This is a genomic window from Pantoea sp. Fr-CA_6, from assembly GCF_024520895.1.
GTDB classification, from domain to species: Bacteria; Pseudomonadota; Gammaproteobacteria; order Enterobacterales; family Enterobacteriaceae; genus Pantoea; species Pantoea agglomerans.
Genome location: NZ_JALNPO010000007.1, coordinates 143,003 through 160,224 on the forward strand (window position 1 = coordinate 143,003; position 17,222 = coordinate 160,224).

A 17,222-nucleotide genomic window follows, 5' to 3' on the forward strand; every position below is an offset into this window, starting at 1 on the left:
GTTTGAGATTTTGCGTCATCTCTGCGTTCTGCCCTCGCACTCTGCATCCATGCTGAGATATCACTTTTGCAGTAGCTTCAGCGCCGTATCCTCATCGGTCACCAGTCCCGATACCCAGCCGCCCTGTAATGCGGCACGGATTGCTGGATACTTGCGCTCGCTACCCGCAAAGCCAATAATTTTACGCTGAGTCCGGCTTTCCAGTCGCACGCTGGTCAGTAGCTCATCCGTTTCGCCCCATACCCGCTCACCCTGCTGATTGAAAAAGTGACCGAGCATTTCGCCCACCACGCCGCGCCCATTTAGCGCCTCGACCTGCGCATCTGTGATGAATCCCTCGGCATTCAAAGGACAGCCCGGCATCACTTCGCCAATACCCACAAAAGCCACGTCCGCCTGTAATGCGCGATCAATGACGCGCTGGTAAACCTTATGCTGCACCCACATCGCTTTATCCTCTGGGGTGTCGGCGTATAAGGGGGCGGGGATAAAGAAATACTTACCTTGCATCTTTTCGGCCATCTTCAACGGTACGTCATAGCGTGTACCGGAATCATCCCGCGCAATGGCACCAATCATGGAAACGCAATGATGCTGCGGGCGATCAACCCAGGGTAGCGCATCGATCATTGAGCGCAGGGTTTTACCGGAACCAATACCGAACACCTGAGGCGTTTCCTCATTGATGAATTGTGTCATCACCGCCGCGCCTTCAACTGCCAGCATTTGTTGAATAGCCTCATCATTCAGACTGGCAGATGGCACAACGCGGCACAAATCCAGACCAAACTTCGCCTGTACCTCACGCGCCAGCTGCAGACAGTGTGTGACGGGATGATCAATTTTTACGTTCACCATGCCCATTTCACGTGCACTGGATACCAGCCGCTGCGCTACCTGTCGTGACAATCCCAATGCCTGCGCAATCTCCTGCTGTGTCACGCCTGCGACGTAATACATCCATGCGGCACGTGCGGCCAGCTCCTGCTTTTTTTCTTCTCTGCTCATCACGATGTTCCGTCGAATTTGAGGGGACATCTTAACGCCGTGCGGGTCGAAAAGCACTAACTGAGCAAAAGCCCAGGATGGGAGCAAAAATATTATTTGTGACTCAGCTCGCAGAAGGATCTTCGTAATAGGCACTATGCTACAGGTCATCGGGCAAATGCCCTTAGGTGTGGCAAATGTTTAAATGAGGCGATTATGAACAACCAATCAGTGTGGATGCACATCGGCGCGGGATCTTTTCATCGTGCACATCAGGCGTGGTATCTGCATAAACTGCGTGAGCAGGGTGATGAAAGCTGGAGCATCGCGCTCGGCAATATCCGTAATGACGCAGTGCCGCTGCTCAATCAGCTCGCGGCGCAGCAGGGAGAATATGTGCTGGAAACCGTGACGCCTGAAGGTAAGCGCGACTACGAAACCATCACTTCGCTGCGCAAAATTTTGCCCTGGGATAGTGATATCAGTGCGTTGATCGAGCAGGGGGCCAGTGCGGAAACGCGTGTGATTAGCTTTACCGTGACCGAAGCGGGTTACTACCTGACGCCCGCGTTTACCCTGGATCTCAATCAGGCAGATGTGAAGGCCGATCTGGGTGGCGATATCCGCACCCTCTACGGTGCACTCAGCCATATTCTGACACAGCGTGTTGCGCAAGGCGGTCCGCCGGTTACGCTGCTGAACTGCGACAATCTGCGGCACAATGGTGAGCGTTTCCGTGACGCCTTCCTGGCGTTTCTTACGGCCAAAGGCGATACCGCGCTGGCCGACTGGGTGCGCACGCAAACCCGTTCACCGAATACCATGGTTGATCGCATTACACCCCGTCCTACTCCGGAGGTGGCAGAACGCGTGCAGGCGGCGACCGGCAAACAGGATGGCGCAGCAGTAATGGCCGAATCTTTTATTCAGTGGGTCATTGAGGATGATTTTATTGCCGGGCGCCCGGCGCTGGAAAAGGTCGGTGTTGAACTGGTGGAATCGGTACTGCCGTGGGAAGAGGCGAAAATTCGCATCCTCAATGCGACACATGCTGCGATTGCCTGGGCGGGCACACTGATTGGTCTGAACTATATCGATGAGAGCACCAGCCATCCGGCGATTTATCAACTGGCTCACGACTATGTGACCCAGGATGTCATTCCTTCTCTGTCTCCCAGCCCGCTTGATTTAGCGGATTATCGTGACGTGGTGCTGGCCCGCTTCAGTAATCCTTACATTAAAGATACCAATCAGCGCGTCGGTGCCGATGGTTTATCCAAAATTCCCGGCATGGTGACGCCAACCCTGCAACAGTGCTACCAGCGCGGTGCGCAGCCCACCGCAACGGCGGTGATTCCGGCACTGTTCTTCCTGTTTATGCAGCGATGGGCCGATGACAATTTACCCTATTGCTATCAGGACGGTGCGCTACAGGTCGATACGCTGCGTAAGCAGTTCGCCAGCGCCGATCCGCTCCATGCATACCTGAGTGATAGCGCGCTGTTTGCGGAACTGGCATCTGATAAGGCGTTTCATGAATTAGTCACCCGCCGTGTTGCGAGTTTGCAGCAGTGGCTGAAACAGCCTGAACTGGCGGCGGTGTAATTATGTATCTCGGCATTGATATTGGTACCTCAGAGCTTAAAGCGCTGATCATTAATACGCACGGTGAGATTGTGGCGGCTCAGCACGCCACGCTGAGCGTGCAGCGTCCCCATCCCCACTGGGCTGAACAGGATCCTGAATGCTGGTGGCAAGCCTGCAGCGAGGTTCTGGCGGGATTACGTCATCAGTTTCCTCTGGCATGGGCCGCGATTCGCGCTATTGGATTATCGGGACAGATGCACGGGGCCGTGTTGCTGGATGCCGGGGGGAAGGTGCTGCGTCCGTGTATCCTCTGGAACGACACGCGCAGTGCACCGCAGTGTGAAAGGCTACGGAAGAGCAATCCCCGGATAATGGAAATTAGCGGCAATATGATTATGCCCGGCTTCACTTTGCCGAAACTGCACTGGGTCGCGGAAAATGAGCCAGAAATTTTCAGCCGCATCGATAAGGTCCTGCTGCCGAAAGATTACCTGCGCTGGCGTCTTACCGGGCGCTTTGTCAGTGAGCCTTCGGATGCTGCCGGAACGCTGTGGCTCGATGTCTCCCGGCGTGACTGGTCGGAAGAACTGCTGGCCATCACCGGACTGAAGCGTGCCCAAATGCCTGAACTGGTAGAAGGCAGTGCCATAAGTGGACGCCTGCAGCCGACGCTGGCGAGCGAGTGGGGTTTATCTACTGCGGTTACTGTCGCGGGAGGCGGCGGTGACAATGCCGCATCGGCAGTCGGTGTGGGGGCGGTGAATCCCGGTGATGCGTTTATCTCATTGGGTACCTCCGGTGTGATTTTTGTCGTAAACGACCGCTTACGGGCTGACCCTCAATGCGGGGTGCACGCCTTTTGCCATGCGTTACCGGGCCGCTGGCACCAGATGAGTGTGATGCTTAGCGCCGCCAGTTGTCTGCGCTGGTTGTGCAATCTGCTGTCGGTCAGTGAAAGCCAGCTGATGGAGGAGATGGTCCAGCTCAGTGATGAGCAAGTGCGTAGCGCCCCGGTTTTCCTGCCCTATCTGTCTGGTGAACGCACACCACATAACGATCCTGACGCATCCGGTTCTTTCTTCAATCTGCGCCATGAAACCCCGCGCGCCTTGCTGGGCTATGCGGTGGTTGAAGGCGTGGCATTTGGGCTGGCTGATGGGTTGAGTGTGCTCGGCGATGCCAGGCATCACATTCAGCAGTGCAGCCTGACCGGTGGTGGCGCACGTAGCACATTGTGGGCTCAATTGATTGCCGATGTGCTGCAACTGCCCATTGTTACCCATCCCGCCAGCGCATCTGGCGCGCTGGGTGCGGCACGTTTAGCGTGGCTGGCTGATGGCGGCCTTGAGCATGAGGTGTGTCTGAAGCCGGCTGTGCAGGCACGCTACCAACCGGACGAGACGCGCGGTGCCGTGCTGCAAAAGCGGCTATGTCTGTTCCGGGAACTCTACATCCAGCAACAACAGGTGCGCAGTTTGCTGCCTGCATAACGACTAACCAGACAGAAGGTAATTGTGATGCAATCGAACGAATACTGGTTTGGCTTACCGAAAAAGATGTTCTGGGGTTTCCTCGCTATCGCAATCTTTATGGCGGGTGATGGCTTTGAAATGGCGTTTCTGTCGCGCCATATCACCGATATGGGCTTTACGCCCGCGCAGTCTGCAGTCGTATTCACCTTCTATGGCTTAGCGGCAGCCCTGGCGGCCTGGGCATCTGGCGTGGTAGCCGAGTTGATCACACCGCAGCGCGCGATGATGATTGGCTTTGTGTTATGGATCGTGATGCATACGCTGTTTATGTCGCTGGGGCTTGGCCTGCGCAACTATCCGCTGATGGTGCTGTTCTACGGCATTCGCGGGCTGGCTTATCCGCTGTTTATCTACTCTTTCATGATGATGCTGGTGCAGGTCTTACCGCGCGAAAAACTGGCGGCGGCGACCGGCTGGTTCTGGGCGATGTATTCTGTCGGCATCGGGGTGATTGGCAGCTATCTGCCAAGTCTCACCATTCCGATGCTGGGGGAAACGGGGACGCTGTGGCTGGCTATTATCTGGGTGGCATGTGGTGGGATCCTCGCATACTTCAGCCTGCGCAAGGTACCGGTGGATCGCTCTCGTGTGAATTTGCCGATGCGTGACAAGATGACAGAGATGGCGCGTGCCGTGACCATCCTGTTCACCAATCAGAATGTGTTTTATGCCTGCCTGATTCGCATCATCAACACGCTGTCGCTGTTTGGTTTCGCCATTATCATGCCACTGCTGTTTGTCGATCGTCTCGGCTTTACCATCTCTGAATGGCTACAAATCTGGGCGGTGTTCTTCTTTGTCACTATATTTACGAATATCTTCTGGGGCCTCACGGGAGAGAAGCTGGGCTGGATCCGTCAGGTGCGCTGGTTTGGTTGCCTGGGGATGGCCATCTCCAGCCTGACCTTTTATTATCTGCCGCTGTATGCGGGTCATAACTTCTGGGTCGCATTAATCCCTGCGGTAATGCTGGGCATTTTTGTCGCCGCGTTTGTACCGATGACCGCTGTATTTCCCACGCTGGAACCGCATCATAAAGGCGCTGCGGTCTCTATTTACAACCTCTCCGCAGGACTCAGTAACTTTGTGGCACCGGCTATCGCCTCAGTCATGCTGCCGTTCTTCGACATTGTCGGTGTGGTATGGGCCTATACCGGGCTATACGTGTTCGCTGGCGTGCTGACCTTTATTATTCGTGTGCCACAACCGGGGCATACGCGTGAAGAGAAGGTAGTGAAGTCGCGTGTAGCAGAGCAGCGTAACTAACGAAACATACGGCGGCCCAGGGCCGCCGTATGTTTATCCTGCGACATCCTGCAGCGCTTCCTGCAAATCGTACCAGCGGAAGCCAAAGCCTGAGGCTTCCAGCCGTTTTGGCAGCACATGCTGTCCTCCCAGCACCAGCACCGACGATTCGCCCATCATCAGTTTAATGGCGCTGGCAGGCGTGCGCATAAAGGCCGGACGATGCATCACCCGGCCCAGGGTGGCGGCAAACTGCTCGTTACGCACCGCGTAGGGAGCGACCATATTGAACGGACCCCGCAGATCATCATGCTCCAGCAGCCAGATAATGGCGTTTAGCATGTCATCAATGTGAATCCACGGCATGTACTGTTTACCACTGCCAATCGGCCCGCCGATGCCGAGTTTAAAGGGCAGCTTCATTTTGCTGAGTGCGCCGCCCTCAGACGCCAGCACCACGCCGGTTCGCAGCAGGCAGACGCGGGTGCGTTCGCTTTCAGCCGCGAGCGCCAGCTGCTCCCAGCGGGCGCAGAGCTGATGAGTAAACTCATCCTGACCCTGATCCTCTTCAGTCAGTACCAGATCGCCGGTGTTGCCATAAAAGCCGGTTGCCGAACCTGAGATCAACACGGACGGTGGTGTGGCGCTGGCGTTGATCAGTGAGACGATCTGCTCGGTTATCTGCCAGCGGCTTTCACACAGCTGCTGTTTATGCGGCTCCGTCCAGCGTTTGTCGGCAATAGGTTCTCCCGCCAGATTAATGACCGCATCGATCGTATCCAGGTTCGACTGTTGCGCCAGCCCTGACCAGAGCGCGACCTCTTCGCCCAGTTTTTCACGTGCGCTGACCACGTCACGCGTCACCACACTGATCTGATGCCCCAGCTGTTGCAGGCGCGGAATCAGGTGACGGCCAATCAGTCCCGTGCCACCGGTAATAAGAATGTGCATGTTGCGGCTCCCTTGATGTTTTTGTTATTTGCATCTTTCAGCATAGAAGAGTCGAGCCACTCTATCGTGAGTCGCGTCGCGCTTTCTTATTCCGGAGGCAGAGATCGGATCAGCTCAGCGTTGCCTTCCCAAATAAAAATCGGTAAACATGATGCAACCCTGACAGCCAATTGAGGTAACCGATGAATTATCCGTCCATCACCCTGTGGTCAGATTCATCATTTTTCAGTCCTTACGCCATGTCGGCCTATGTTGCTCTTACCGAAAAAGGGATCCCTTTCCAGCTGAAGCGCGTCGATTTGTCGCAGAATCAGCAATACGCCGCGGCTTACCGCGAGCTGTCGCTGACCTGCCGGGTCCCGACCCTGCAGATTGATGCGTTCCTGTTAAGCGAATCCTCGGCGATTACCGAATATCTTGAAGAGCGCTTTGCGGCGCCCGAATTTGAGCGCCTCTATCCCCGCGACCGCGAGAAGCGTGCCCGCGCCAGAGAGATCCAGGCCTGGCTGCGCAGTGACTTCCTGTGGATACGTCAGGAGCGTCCCACAGAAGTGCTGTTTGCCGGTGAGCGCTTTGCGCCGCTGACCGCATCAGCGCAGCAGGCGGTGGATAAACTGGTTATGGCCGTCGATCGCCTGCTGCCGGACGGGCAACAGAACCTGTTTGGCGAGTGGTCAATTGCGGATACCGATCTGGCGGTGATGCTTAACCGGCTGGTATTGCATGGCGATCCTTTGCCCGCGCGTCTGCGGGATTATGCTGAGTTTCAGTGGCAGCGAGCCTCAGTACAGCTGTGGTTAGCAGAAAGTGGTAAAAATCGGTAACAGCCAGGGCTTGCTCAGGCTGCCGGAAGTGATTACCTTACGCCACATAAAAATAAAGACGTGGCAAACTGCGTACCCAAGTGTACGCCAAACAGGAAAGGGTTACGGATGGTGGATCAAACTGCGGGTGACGGCATCGAGTGGGTCGATATCGTAAACGAAGAGAATGAAGTTGTTGCTCAGGCAACACGTGCGCAGATGCGCGCTGAGTGCCTGCGTCACCGCGCTACCTATATTGTGGTTCATGACGGTATGGGCAAGATTCTGGTGCAGCGTCGTACTGAGATAAAAGATTTTATGCCGGGCAAACTGGACGCAACCGCAGGCGGCGTGGTGCAGAGCGGTGAAGATATGCTGGAGTCTGCGCGACGTGAAGCGGAAGAGGAGTTAGGGATTGCCGCGGTGCCGTTTGCTGAGCATGGCAAATTCTACTTCGAAGATCAGCACTGTCGCGTCTGGGGCGGACTGTTCAGTTGTGTGTCACACGGGCCATTCGCCATGCAGGAATCGGAAGTCGATGAGATTATCTGGATGACGCCCGATGAGATCACCGCACGTTGTGATGAGTTCACTGACGATTCGCTTAAAGCGCTCTCTCTGTGGATGAGCCGCAACGGCGATAACCGGGCCTGAAAACGGGCGCTTTAACGCGTCTCAGCGATCCGCATTAAAGCTTCCGGCTCTGTTACCGGCGAAAAAAAGGCATGCCCTGGGGCATGCCTTTTTCGTTCTTACCTGACGCTTAGCCTTGTTCAGCCTGCTGAGACTGAATGGCGGTTAAGGCGATGGTATAGACGATGTCATCAACCAGCGCACCGCGCGACAGGTCGTTAACCGGCTTACGCATACCCTGCAGCATCGGCCCGATTGAGATCAGATCGGCTGAACGCTGTACCGCTTTATACGTGGTGTTACCGGTGTTCAGATCCGGGAAGATAAAGACGGTGGCGCGACCGGCAACCTGTGAATCTGGCGCTTTCGACTTCGCCACATCTTCCATGATCGCGGCGTCATATTGCAGCGGACCATCAATGACCAGATCAGGACGTTTTTCCTGCGCGATACGCGTTGCTTCACGCACTTTTTCAACGTCGCTGCCTGCACCTGACGTGCCGGTAGAGTAGGAGATCATCGCAACACGTGGATCGATACCAAAGGCTTTAGCAGAGTCGGCTGACTGAATTGCGATCTCAGCCAGCTGCTCAGCGGTGGGATCCGGGTTAATCGCGCAGTCACCGTAAACCAGCACCTGCTCCGGCAGCAGCATAAAGAACACCGATGAAACCAGTGAGCTGTTAGGCGCTGTTTTGATCAGCTGCAGAGGCGGACGAATGGTGTTGGCGGTGGTGTGAACCGCACCTGAAACCAGGCCATCCACTTCGCCACTCTCCAGCATCATGGTGCCCAGCACCACGTTATCTTCCAGTTGTTCCTGGGCGACCACTTCGGTCATCCCTTTGCTCTTACGCAGCTCAACCAGACGCGGCACGTAGTTTTCACGCACCTGTTCCGGATCAACAATCTCAACCCCTTTGCCCAGTTCGACACCCTGAGCCGCAGCAACACGCTGAATCTCATCCGGGTTGCCTAACAGTACGCAGGTGGCGATACCGCGTTCAGCACAGATAGCGGCCGCTTTAACCGTACGCGGCTCGTCACCCTCTGGCAGCACGACGCGTTTGCCCGCTTTACGCGCCAGCTCAGTCAGCTGATAGCGGAAGGCCGGTGGCGACAGGCGACGGCTGCGCTCTGACGTGGCGGTCAGTGACTCAATCCAGTCGGCATTAATGTAGCTGGCAACATATTCCTGCACTTTCTCGATGCGCTGCGTATCATCAGCGGGCACTTCAAGATTAAAGCTCTGCAGGCTCAGAGAGGTCTGCCAGGTATTGGTTTTCACCATGAACACCGGCAGGCCGGTCTGGAAGGCACGGTCACAGAGGCGCGCGATACGATCGTCAATCTCGTAGTTACCGGTCAGCAGGATAGCGCCGATCTCAATGCCGTTCATGGCGGCCAGACAGGCGGCGACCAGTACATCCGGGCGGTCTGCGGAAGTCACCAGCAGTGAGCCTGGACGGAAATGCTCCAGCATGTGCGGGATACTACGGGCGCAGAAGGTGACCGATTTAACCCGGCGGGTCTGAATCTCACCTTCGTTGATGATGCGCGCATCCAGGTGGCGGCACATATCGATTGCGCGGGTGGCGATCAGATCAAAGCTCCATGGCACGCAGCCCAGCACCGGCAGCGGGCTGTCTGAGAACAGCTGCTTAGGATCGATATTGGCGATGCTGGCTTTTGACGAGTCATCAAAAATTTCTGACAGATCAGGGCGGGTACGCCCCTGATCATCGACCGGCGCGTTGAGTTTATTGATGATCACGCCAGTGATATTTTTATTCTTCTGACCGCCGAAGCTGCTCTGCGTCAGTTCAATGCGCTCTTTCAGCTGTGCCGGAGAGTCATTGCCCAGCGCCATCACGAAGACGATTTCCGCATTCAGGGTTTTCGCGATTTCATAGTTCAGCGCGTTGGCGAACTGATGCTTACGGGTAGGGACCAGACCTTCAACCAGCACCACTTCCGCATTCTGCGTGTTGGCATGGTAACGGGAGATGATCTCTTCCATCAGCACATCCTGCTGGTTCGATCCCAGCAGTGATTCAACACGTGACATCTGCAGCGGTTCAGCGGCAGGAATCGAGGAGTTCTTACGGATAATAGTGGTGGTTTGATCCGGCGTATCGCCGCCGGTACGCGGCTGAGCAATCGGCTTAAAGACGCTGAGCCGAACGCCTTTGCGCTCCATGGCGCGGATAACGCCGAGGCTGACGCTGGTCAGGCCGACGCTGGTGCCGGTCGGAATGAGCATAATTGTACGTGACACGTTTGAACCTCTCAGTAATGGCAGGGTGTCAAAAACAACTCCGTCAGCCTGAGCTGACGGAGAGAAGTGTTTACGCAGTCAGACGCGCGGCGTCCTGGGCGATGACCAGCTCTTCGTTGGTCGGGATCACCAGCGCCGGGCGGGTGCCTTCTTTATTGATGTAACCAGACTTGCCGAAACGGGCCGCCAGGTTGCGATCGTGATCGACGTCAAAGCCCAGCAGTGCCAGTTTTTTCAGTGAGAGTTCACGAACCATCGCGGCGTTTTCACCGATGCCGCCAGTAAATACCACGGCGTCCAGGCGGCCATCCATCAGCGCAGTGTAGCTGCCGATATATTTCGCCAGGCGATGACAGAAGACATCCATTGCGCGCTTCGCATCTTCTTTGGTGGTGTAGTTATCTTCCACGTAGCGGCAGTCGCTGGTGACTTCAGTCAGACCTAACAGGCCAGACTCTTTGGTCAGCAGTTTATTGATGGCATCGACGCTCATACCCAGCGTATCGTGCAGGAAGAAGATAATTGCCGGGTCGATGTCGCCACTGCGGGTACCCATCACCAGGCCTTCCAGTGGGGTCAGGCCCATTGAGGTGTCCACACACTCGCCGTTGCGAATGGCAGAGACAGAACCGCCGTTACCGAGGTGGCAGGTAATAATATTCAGTGACTCAAGCGGCTTGTTGAGCATTTTGGCCGCTTCGTGGGTCACATAGAAGTGGCTGGTACCATGCGCGCCATAGCGACGAACGCCATGCTCTTTATACAATTTGTACGGCAGCGCATAGAGATAAGACTCTTCCGGCATTGTCTGATGGAAAGCGGTGTCAAATACCGCGACATTCTTATCTGACAGGTGAGGGAAGTTTTTCATCGCTTCATCAATACCGATCAGATGAGCCGGATTGTGCAGCGGTGCAAAAGAAGAGGCGTCTTTGATGCCCTGTACCACTTCTTCAGTGATGATGACTGACTGAGTCAGCTTCTCGCCGCCATGAACGATACGATGGCCGATTGCAGCAATTTGTGCCGAAAGCTCAGGTTTTTGTGCCAGAATGGTTTTAACGATAAAGTTCAGCGCTTCACTATGCGCTGCGCCAGCACCCAGAGGCGCTTCCTGTTTTTCGCCTTCCAGCTTCCATTTGATGCGGGCTTCAGGAAGGTGGAAACATTCCGCCAGGCCAGACAGGAATTCTTCACCGCTGGCAGGGTTGAGGATGGCAAACTTAAGGGAAGAGCTGCCACAGTTCAGAACCAGAACTAACTTACTCGACATGGAAGTACCTATTTTTTGAGAGTGGCTAAATAAAACGCAATCAGACTAACAGCGTAGCCCATGAAAGCTGGTAGATTAATGACAAACATCATGCGGTAGACAGAATTCTGCATTTCCGCAAAAAATTTCGGCAATCTTACGCGAAAATTTGAAGATTGCCTCGTCTGAACCTGGCTCAGGCCTCTTCCCAAAAGCGCAATCCGCTTCCGGAAAGGGGGGAAAACGGCGTCAGAATAGCTGGAGTCACCTTTAAAGACAAAAATAATTGAAGGATGTCACGTAAAGTTGTGTAGTTATAACTATTTTTTAATTTTTACAGCATTAGTTGAGGTGAGCCATGGCGAATGAATCTGGCAGTACCAATTGGTTTCGGATGTTTCAGCGCGGCCAACACTATATGAAGACCTGGCCGGCTGATAAGCGCCTGGCACCCATGTTCCCGGAAAACCGTGTTTCATCGGCAACGCGTTTTGCTATTCGCTTTATGCCCCCTTTGGCGATTTTTACGCTGACCTGGCAGATCGCGATGGGCGGTCAGTTAGGCCCGGCCGTGGCGACCGCGCTGTTTGCCTGTACCCTGCCGATGCAGGGATTATGGTGGCTGGGAAAGCGTTCTGTAACGCCGCTGCCGCCGACGCTGCTTAACTGGTTTCATGAAGTTCGTGCCCGGCTGGAAGAAGCGGGGCAGGCGACAGCGCCAGTAGAAGGCAAGCCGACCTATCAGGCGCTGGCCGATCTGCTAAAGCGGGCGTTCAAACAACTCGACCGCACTTTCCTCGACGATCTCTGACCTATCCCGGGCTGGCGGTAAAATATTTACCGCTAACCTGCGGCCAAATCAAAGAATGGTGATACGGCGATTTCCGTGTCGCTAACGCTGTGCAATGATTTCTCCATTGTCGATTAACTGAGCGGTCTCTGACCGGGAGTAAATGATGGAAATGACCCATGCACAGCGTTTGATTCTCACTAATCAGTACAAAATGATGGCCATGCTTGAGCCGGAAAATGCGGAGCGTTTTCGTCGTTACCAGACTATCATCGAACGCGGTTATGCGCTGCAGATGCGGGAGCTGGACAAAGAGTTTGGCGAACTCAGCGAAGCGATCTGCCGGACGGTGATCGATATTATGGAAATGCATCACGCTCTCCACGTCTCCTGGTCGAACCTTAAAGAGAAAGGTGAGCTTGAAGAGCGCCGTCTGGCCTTTCTGGGCTTCGATGCGGCAACGGAAGCGCGCCTGCTGGGTTATGTCCGTTTTATGGTCAATACAGAAGGGCGTTATACGCACTTCGATTCCGGCACCCATGGTTTTAATGCGCAGACCCCAATGTGGGAAAAGTATCAACGGATGTTAGCTTTGTGGCAGACTTGTCCGCGCCAGTACCATTTAAGTGCAAACGAAATTGCGCAAGTGATTAATGCCTGATGAGGAGGAGCGCGTGACCTACAGAGGTTTTCTATTTGATTTAGACGGCACGCTGGTGGATTCACTGCCAGCGGTTGAACGAGCCTGGAGCCAGTGGGGTGCCCGTCATGGCATCGCGGCTGATGAGATTCTGGATTTCATTCATGGCAAACAGGCGATCACCTCTCTGCGTCATTTCATGGCAGGCCAGTCGGAAGAGGCTATTCAGGCGGAGTTTGTTGCGCTGGAGCAGGCTGAAGCGGCGGACACCGACGGTGTGCAGGCGCTGCCAGGGGCCAACGCGTTGCTGAACCGGCTGAACGAACTGCAGATTCCCTGGGCGATTGTCACTTCCGGTTCAGTGCCGGTCGCACATGCACGTCATAAAGCCGCAGGCTTACCGAAGCCTGCCGTGTTTATTACCGCTGAACAGGTGGCTAAGGGCAAACCGGAGCCCGATCCCTACCTGCTTGGCGCGGAGAAGCTGGGATTAGCGGCGACATCGTGCGTGGTTGCAGAAGATGCACCTGCCGGAATCTTATCCGGCCTGAATGCTGGCTGTGCGGTGATTGCCATCAATGCGCCGGCGGAGACACCCCGGCTGGATGAGGTAGCGCTTCAGCTCGACTCACTGGCGTCACTGGTGATAACCCGCGAGTCTGACGGCAGCTTTACCTTCCGTCAGCAGGCTTAAGGGCTGGCCCGGCGGCCAGACCGCCGGGCTTAGAGTGGCGTATCCTGCGAGATTTCATCCAGTGACAGGCTGAAGCTCGGAATAAACACCTCAACGAAGTAATCCATCTCCGGTGAACGCCGAAGTGCCAGGGTCTTTTCCAGCCGCGCTTTGGCCAGTAAAAATTCGTTGTTCCCGGCAGACAACTCCTCAAGACATTTTACATATGCACAGAGCGCATCCGCCTGTTTCACAACCGCCTGCTCCTCTTCGCTGTGCAGATGCTCATCGATCAACGGGCGATAGATCGCCTGAAACTCTTCAGGCAGCATCTCAATCAGCTTCTGCTGAGCAATCTTCTCGATTTTCTTGTATTCGTGGGCGATCTGCGCGTTGTAATATTTTACCGGAGTCGGTAAATCGCCGGTGAGCACTTCGCTGGCATCGTGGTAAAGCGCCAGCATGGCAATGTGATCGGCATTAAGCGACCCGTTGAATTTAAGGTTTTTGATCACGGCCAGGGCATGCGCCACCATAGCGACCTGCAGACTGTGTTCGGAGACATTTTCGGTGCGCACATTGCGCATCAGCGGCCAGCGATTGATCAGCTTAAGACGGGAGAGATGAGCAAAGAAGTGGCTTTGTGTCATGAGCGTTCCTGTTGGCTGGCGGGGGAGAGACAGGCTCTGGCTCTCCCCAAATAGCGTCAGTATACGCGGGCCCGATTATTGACGATAGCCTTGCAGGAAGCGGCCAAATTTATTGATCGCCATCTCAAGATCATCCACACGTGGCAGCGTAACAATGCGCAGGTGATCGGGCCATGGCCAGTTAAAGGCACTGCCCTGAACCAGTAGCACCTTCTCCTGTAACAGAAAATCCAGCACCATCTTCTGATCGTCGAAAATGTTGAATTTTTTGGCATCGATTTTCGGGAACATATAAAGCGCGCCCTGTGGCTTCACACAGCTGACGCCTGGGATATCATTAATCAACTCCCAGGCGCGTTGCCGCTGCTCGTAGAGACGACCACCCGGCATGATAAATTCGCTAATGCTCTGGTAGCCGCCCAGCGCCGTCTGAATCGCATGCTGCGCCGGTACGTTGGCACACAGGCGCATCGAGGCGAGCATCTCCAGTCCTTCTATATAGCCTTTAGCATGTTTCTTCGGCCCGTTCAGTACCATCCAGCCCTGACGGAAACCGGCAACGCGATAGGTTTTAGAAAGGCCATTAAAGGTAACAGTCAGCAGATCGGGTGCCAGCGCTGCGATGCAGTGATGCTGTGCATCGTCATAGAGGATCTTGTCGTAGATCTCATCGGCGAAAATAATCAGGTTATGCTGACGCGCAATTTCAACCACCTCTAACAGCAGCTCTTTGCTGTAGACCGCGCCAGTGGGGTTATTCGGGTTGATAATCACGATGCCGCGGGTACGAGGCGTTATCTTGCTGCGGATATCATCGAGGTCAGGGAACCAGCCTGCTGATTCGTCACACAGATAGTGCACTGCTTTACCGCTGGAGAGGGAAACCGCAGCCGTCCATAACGGATAGTCGGGGGCTGGCACCAGCATTTCGTCGCCGCTGTTCAGTAACGCCTGCATCGCCTGCACGATGAGTTCTGAAACACCGTTGCCAATGTAGATATCTTCTACGGTGACATCGCGCATGTCGCGCGCCTGGTAGTGCTGCATGATCGCTTTACGGGCGGAATAGAGACCCTTGGAGTCACAATAGCCCTGAGAGCTGGGAAGGTTACGAATAACATCGACCAGTATCTCATCCGGTGCTTCAAAACCAAACGGCGCCGGATTGCCAATGTTCAGCTTCAGAACTTTGTTACCTTCTTCTTCGAGGCGCTTAGCCTCTTTCAGTACCGGGCCACGGATGTCATAGCAGACGTTATCGAGTTTTCCGGATTTATCAATTTGAAAAGTCATTGTTACCGCCTTAATGGGCAGAATCCTTTTGGCTGCCACAGAAATCCAACCAGCACAATGTACTCTCCTGACAGTCACAAAAGAAGGGTGCCGCCCCGTTTTGGCGGGTTCAACAACTTTTTGCCCGGTGCGCAGCGTAAAAAATATTTGTTGTCGCGTAAACTGGTTAATAAAACCATAAATTGGCATTAATGCAGGATTTTAACTTGTTCAAAGCGCTGCTGAACCGACATATGGCTTTAGCATCATGAACGCTATCTGGAAGTTATTGAAATGGAACTTTTCTTTGCACCTGAAATATACACTTAGAGAAATAGTTAAAGGATATTTTATAAATGTTCAAATTATGGACGATTTTAGAACGTGCCTGAAGATTACGCCTTAACGCTGCTTAAGAGTGGCGCGTTTAAGGCCTTGTGTTCGCCGGAAAAGTGCCAAAAGCAGAGCTTCATATGGCACCTTTATTGCAGGATTGTGAGCCGTACTTAACACTTCCTCACTAAATTTCAGAACGCTGAAGGCTTAAAAAGTGATCAATAATGTGGCATAAGGGTCTGGAAATGCCTTTAGCACAAAATTTACAGCGCTTTTCACAAAATCATTTCCATTTTGAAGTCAAAAATGATTAAGTATAATTTATTATTTAGTGCACTTTGCCGCTTCGCTTTGATAGCCCGTAAAGTGCGCTTTCTATCCCACACGATTCTTTCTGGTGGGAATAAGACAACTACGCAGCTTCCTGCATTTGCGCACCCAGCGCCATCGGTTCAGAAGTTGTATCTGTCTTGAATAGCACTATGACCCTTCAGAGGAGTCAACAGTGCAGGATCCACATAAACTTTTTTTGTGTCAGTCTTCACACAGGACTGTCATTGAGCACCATTACTGCTTATCACTTTGATAAGCTTGTGATAACACCAGGGTAGTAGTTCGTAAAAATCTTATAAGTGAAGAAAAAACATGACTAATGCAAATCGTCCGATACTGAATCTCGACCTCGATCTGCTGAGAACCTTCGTTGCCGTTGCGGATTTGAATACCTTTGCAGCAGCCGCTGCAGCGGTCTGCAGAACCCAGTCAGCAGTCAGTCAGCAGATGCAGCGTCTGGAACAATTGGTAGGTAAAGAGCTGTTTGCCAGACATGGACGTAATAAGCTTCTGACAGAGCACGGTATCCAGCTTTTAGGCTATGCGAGAAAAATTCTTCGTTTTAACGACGAAGCCTGCACATCTCTGATGTACAGCAACATTCAGGGCGTGCTGACTATTGGCGCCTCTGATGACACCTCTGACACTATTCTGCCGTTCCTGCTAAACCGGGTGACCTCGGTTTATCCGAAACTGGCAATCGATGTGCGGGTTAAACGTAATCCGTTTATGATGGAAATGCTCAATCAGGGTGAAGTGGACCTGGTTGTGACGACTTCCAGCCCGGGCAATTTTACCTATCAGGTACTGCGTACTTCACCTACCTTGTGGTACTGCGCAGCGGATTATATCTTCCAGCGTGGCGAAGCCATTCCACTGGTATTGCTGGATGAGCCAAGTCCTTATCGTGATATGGCTATCGATCATCTCAACGAAGCGGGCATCCCGTGGCGTATCTCTTATGTCGCTTCCACACTGGCTGCAGTGCGCGCTGCGGTGAAAGCGGGACTGGGTGTGACGGCACGTCCGGTCGAGATGATGAGCCCGGAACTGCGTGTTATGGGTGCAGCTGAAGGACTGCCGGTACTGCCGGATACGCAATATCTGCTGTGCCGTAATCCAGACAGCGATAATGAACTGGCGCTGGCTATCTTCAATGCCATGCAGTCCACCAATGATCCTTATAACCTGAGCAATAATCCCGACGGTTCACTGTTGCTGGATGATGAAGAGTAATTTCGCTAACGTGTTGTACTCAAT

Annotated in this window: 15 protein-coding genes; 9 read left to right on the forward strand and 6 right to left on the reverse strand. The window is 54.0% G+C overall.

What is annotated here, in order from left to right; all coding sequences use genetic code 11:
* Nucleotides 1-60: 60 nt before the first annotated feature.
* A complete protein-coding gene (locus NR201_RS14570) occupies nt 61-1,008 on the reverse strand; it encodes a sugar-binding transcriptional regulator (protein ID WP_010258017.1) in 948 nt (315 codons plus the stop codon).
* 195 nt (nt 1,009-1,203) lie between these two features.
* Here NR201_RS14570 and dalD point away from each other — a divergent pair, with 195 nt between their 5' ends.
* Genes dalD through NR201_RS14585 form a run of 3 tightly spaced genes read left to right on the forward strand, consistent with a single transcriptional unit; the run spans nt 1,204 to nt 5,372 of the window.
* Nucleotides 1,204-2,592, forward strand: coding sequence for a D-arabinitol 4-dehydrogenase (dalD, locus tag NR201_RS14575; protein WP_010671449.1), 1,389 nt, complete (start codon nt 1,204-1,206; stop codon nt 2,590-2,592).
* Nucleotides 2,593-2,594: 2 nt separating this feature from the next.
* The gene (gene xylB, locus NR201_RS14580; protein WP_033758495.1) at nt 2,595-4,064 is read left to right on the forward strand and encodes a xylulokinase; all 1,470 of its coding nucleotides are present in this window, start codon (nt 2,595-2,597) and stop codon (nt 4,062-4,064) included.
* A gap of 27 nt (nt 4,065-4,091) precedes the next feature.
* Nucleotides 4,092-5,372, forward strand: coding sequence for an MFS transporter (locus tag NR201_RS14585; protein ID WP_010258025.1), 1,281 nt, complete (start codon nt 4,092-4,094; stop codon nt 5,370-5,372).
* Between the two features lie 33 nt (nt 5,373-5,405).
* Here NR201_RS14585 and NR201_RS14590 read toward each other — a convergent pair whose 3' ends face one another.
* Entirely contained in the window at nt 5,406-6,302 is an 897-nt protein-coding gene (locus NR201_RS14590) for a TIGR01777 family oxidoreductase (protein ID WP_010258028.1), read from the reverse strand.
* A 182-nt stretch (nt 6,303-6,484) separates the two neighbouring features.
* On the opposite strand from NR201_RS14590, the gene yfcF reads away from it, so the two are divergent.
* Both yfcF and yfcD read left to right on the forward strand, forming a co-directional pair.
* Nucleotides 6,485-7,126, forward strand: coding sequence for a glutathione transferase (yfcF, locus tag NR201_RS14595; protein WP_033767474.1), 642 nt, complete (start codon nt 6,485-6,487; stop codon nt 7,124-7,126).
* Nucleotides 7,127-7,234: 108 nt separating this feature from the next.
* Complete coding sequence (gene yfcD, locus NR201_RS14600; RefSeq protein ID WP_010258035.1) at nt 7,235-7,759, forward strand: NUDIX hydrolase YfcD; 525 nt, start codon at nt 7,235-7,237, stop codon at nt 7,757-7,759.
* A gap of 109 nt (nt 7,760-7,868) precedes the next feature.
* Here the strand turns inward: yfcD and pta are convergent, their stop codons facing one another.
* Nucleotides 7,869-10,001 (reverse strand): phosphate acetyltransferase, encoded by a 2,133-nt coding sequence (pta, locus tag NR201_RS14605; RefSeq protein ID WP_031292718.1) that lies wholly within the window; start codon nt 9,999-10,001, stop codon nt 7,869-7,871.
* A gap of 85 nt (nt 10,002-10,086) precedes the next feature.
* Nucleotides 10,087-11,289 (reverse strand): acetate kinase, encoded by a 1,203-nt coding sequence (gene ackA / locus NR201_RS14610; protein ID WP_010258040.1) that lies wholly within the window; start codon nt 11,287-11,289, stop codon nt 10,087-10,089.
* Between the two features lie 337 nt (nt 11,290-11,626).
* Here ackA and yfbV point away from each other — a divergent pair, with 337 nt between their 5' ends.
* The 3 genes from yfbV (at nt 11,627) to NR201_RS14625 (ending at nt 13,392) form a co-directional block, all read left to right on the forward strand.
* A complete protein-coding gene (gene yfbV, locus NR201_RS14615; RefSeq protein WP_010258042.1) occupies nt 11,627-12,079 on the forward strand; it encodes a terminus macrodomain insulation protein YfbV in 453 nt (150 codons plus the stop codon).
* A gap of 145 nt (nt 12,080-12,224) precedes the next feature.
* Nucleotides 12,225-12,719, forward strand: coding sequence for a YfbU family protein (locus NR201_RS14620; protein WP_010671451.1), 495 nt, complete (start codon nt 12,225-12,227; stop codon nt 12,717-12,719).
* A 13-nt stretch (nt 12,720-12,732) separates the two neighbouring features.
* A complete protein-coding gene (locus tag NR201_RS14625) occupies nt 12,733-13,392 on the forward strand; it encodes a sugar phosphatase (protein ID WP_010258046.1) in 660 nt (219 codons plus the stop codon).
* Between the two features lie 29 nt (nt 13,393-13,421).
* Here NR201_RS14625 and yfbR read toward each other — a convergent pair whose 3' ends face one another.
* Both yfbR and NR201_RS14635 read right to left on the reverse strand, forming a co-directional pair.
* Nucleotides 13,422-14,021, reverse strand: coding sequence for a 5'-deoxynucleotidase (gene yfbR / locus NR201_RS14630; RefSeq protein WP_010258048.1), 600 nt, complete (start codon nt 14,019-14,021; stop codon nt 13,422-13,424).
* 75 nt (nt 14,022-14,096) lie between these two features.
* Nucleotides 14,097-15,314, reverse strand: coding sequence for a pyridoxal phosphate-dependent aminotransferase (locus tag NR201_RS14635; RefSeq protein ID WP_010258051.1), 1,218 nt, complete (start codon nt 15,312-15,314; stop codon nt 14,097-14,099).
* 960 nt (nt 15,315-16,274) lie between these two features.
* Between NR201_RS14635 and lrhA the strand changes: the two genes are divergently transcribed.
* Nucleotides 16,275-17,198: a transcriptional regulator LrhA gene (gene lrhA / locus NR201_RS14640; protein ID WP_010258055.1), complete on the forward strand. Its 924-nt coding sequence runs from the start codon at nt 16,275-16,277 to the stop codon at nt 17,196-17,198.
* Nucleotides 17,199-17,222 lie beyond the last annotated feature (24 nt).